Consider the following 2,513-nt stretch of genomic DNA (forward strand, 5'->3'; position numbering starts at 1 on the left):
ATAGTTTTTCTTTTAATATTTCTTTAAACTTTCCTTCTTCTTTAATTTTTCCATCTTCCATATAGTAAATATAATCTGCATTTTCTGCATTTCTTAGTCTATGAGTTATTAGTATTATGTTCATAGATTTTTTCATTTCTTGTAGAAGTGTAAGTATTAACTGTTCTGATTCTATATCTATATTTGAAATAGATTCATCTAGTATTAAAAGTTTTGGAGATTTTAATACTGCCCTAGCTAGAGATAATCTTTGTTTTTGTCCTCCAGATAAATTACCTCCATCTGAATTTAACAAAGTATCTAAGCCTTCTTTGTTTAAAAAGTAATTTTTAAGTCCTACTTTTTCTAAAACTTGTATAAGTTCTTCATCTTTTGCATCTTCATTTGCCATCTTGAGATTGTACCTTAGGCTTCCGTTGAATATATATGGATTATTATCTATTAAGGCAATATTTTCTACTAGTGAATCGGAATTTATATCACTCACTCCGTTAAAATATATTTTACCTTTGTAGGATTTTAAACTACCTGATAAAACTTTTGCCAAAGTTGATTTTCCACAGCCACTTTTACCTACTATTGCAGTTATGCTATTGTTTTCAAATTCTATGTTTAGGTTATTTAGTACTAATTTATCTGTATATGAAAAATTTAAGTTTTCAATTTTTATATTTAGTCCTCTATCTTCTATAGTGTTTTTATAATCCTCCTCAGTTTCTATTTCTAATACATCAAAAAGACTTTTGGCAGCAGAAATTCCATTCATAGCTACATGAAATAAAGAACCGAGTCTTCTTAGAGGATTAAAAAATTCTTGAGATAAAAGTATAAAGTAAAATGCCCCAAATATGGAAATTTTTCCAACTTTATAAGCATTTAAACTTAACATTATTCCAAGTGCAGCTCCACAGTATGAAACTAAATCCATAACTGTAATATTGTTCAACTGCACCATTAGAAGTTTCATAGTTTTTGCTCTAAAATCCTCTGCCAGATCATTTAACCTTACATTTTGTCTTTCGTCTACATTAAATACTTTTAACGTTGTAAGCCCGTATAAAAAATCTATAAATATATCGGCTAAATTAGTGTAGGAATGCCAATAACTCTTTACAACTTTATTTGCAAGTTTTTGTACCATTACTATAGCTAGTGGTATAACTGGTACTAGAACGAGCATAATTAGTGCGATTTTTAAATTTATAAAACATAATATTATAAATAAAATTAAAGGTCCTATTAGGGAAAAAAGTAGTTGAGGTAACATCTCCGAATAGAAGATATTAAGTTGTTCAATTCCTTCTACTCCAAGGTTTATAATTTCTGAAATTTTAATTTTTTCTCCAAATTCCATTTTAAAAGAGTAAACTTTCTTTATAAGTCTTTCTCTAAGAGTTTTCTTTACTTCTATTGAAACTCTATATCCAATATTTGAATAGAGTTTTGTCGTTGCTATTCTAATAATGGCTATTATCAATATTGTCATTATTAGTTTTATATAATTTTCCTCTCCTTTAATCAGAGTATCTATAAATTTGCCTATAGTAAAAATCACAGATATATTTAAAATCATCTCTATGGTTTTTATTAATACTAAAATAACAATGTACTTTCTCTCATCTTTTAATTCTATATACAGCCTTTTGTCAAACATTGTTCTCCTCCTTAATAGTCTTTATCTTTAAGAAAAAGTACAAGTAGTGAAATATTAACACTAAAATAAGGCATATTCTTGCATGAAGATTATCTATAAGGAAAAACGAAATTCCTATAAAAACAGTTATAGTAAGTAAAATTTTAATTTTTCTATTTATGGTCATGCCTTTTTTTGACTTTATTGGCTCTATATTATTTTTATACAATTTTGTAGAAATAAAGTATCTATTGAATTTTTCCGAACCTTTTGCAAAGAAATAACTTGCTAAAATTAGAAATGGAGTTGCAGGAAGAAGTGGTAAATAAATACCAATAACGCCTATTCCTAAAAAATTAAACCTAAAATTAAATAAATTATCTTCAAAATTTGCTCCTTTCTTTAATGTAGTTCTGTTAAATGAATTTATGCTAGGGATTATTTCCTTTTTATTTTCATGATCTTTGATTTAGTTAATGTTATCAAAAATAAGTTATTTGTCCAAGAAATTTTGATAAATTTTATCAGTTGTTTTTTTATTTTTATTTTTTAAAATTCTATGAAATAAAGCTTTTATCAGTATTACAAGGAAGTTATCCCCGGTTTATAAAATAGATTTACAGCATCATTTAATTTTGTACTTTAAAAGTTTTTTTAATCAACTATATTATCATAGGATTTTACTTTTTATCTTTAGAGCGACAAGATATGCCCCTATCTACACGCAAACAGTAATTACATAGCTCATTAAGTCGCATAAAAACATATTGCTTATTGAGTTGTCTTTGTTATGATTTATCATAAATTTGTTCTGCTTTTTTGAATTGTCTGTACTTGAAAAGTTATCTTTATCAAAAAAAAAGAATTAATAAAAAATGGA

General features: G+C 25.9%; 2 protein-coding genes. Both read right to left on the reverse strand.

The window, feature by feature from the left end; all coding sequences use genetic code 11:
- On the reverse strand, positions 1-1,654 hold a 1,654-nt coding region (locus tag HMPREF9129_RS09790), incomplete at its 3' end, for an ABC transporter ATP-binding protein/permease (protein WP_004823184.1).
- Entirely contained in the window at positions 1,647-2,102 is a 456-nt protein-coding gene (locus HMPREF9129_RS11205; RefSeq protein ID WP_306424734.1) for a YbaN family protein, read from the reverse strand. The genes HMPREF9129_RS09790 and HMPREF9129_RS11205, both read right to left, overlap by 8 nt.
- Positions 2,103-2,513 lie beyond the last annotated feature (411 nt).

Source organism: Peptoniphilus indolicus ATCC 29427, from assembly GCF_000227315.1.
GTDB lineage: Bacteria > Bacillota > Clostridia > Tissierellales > Peptoniphilaceae > Peptoniphilus > Peptoniphilus indolicus.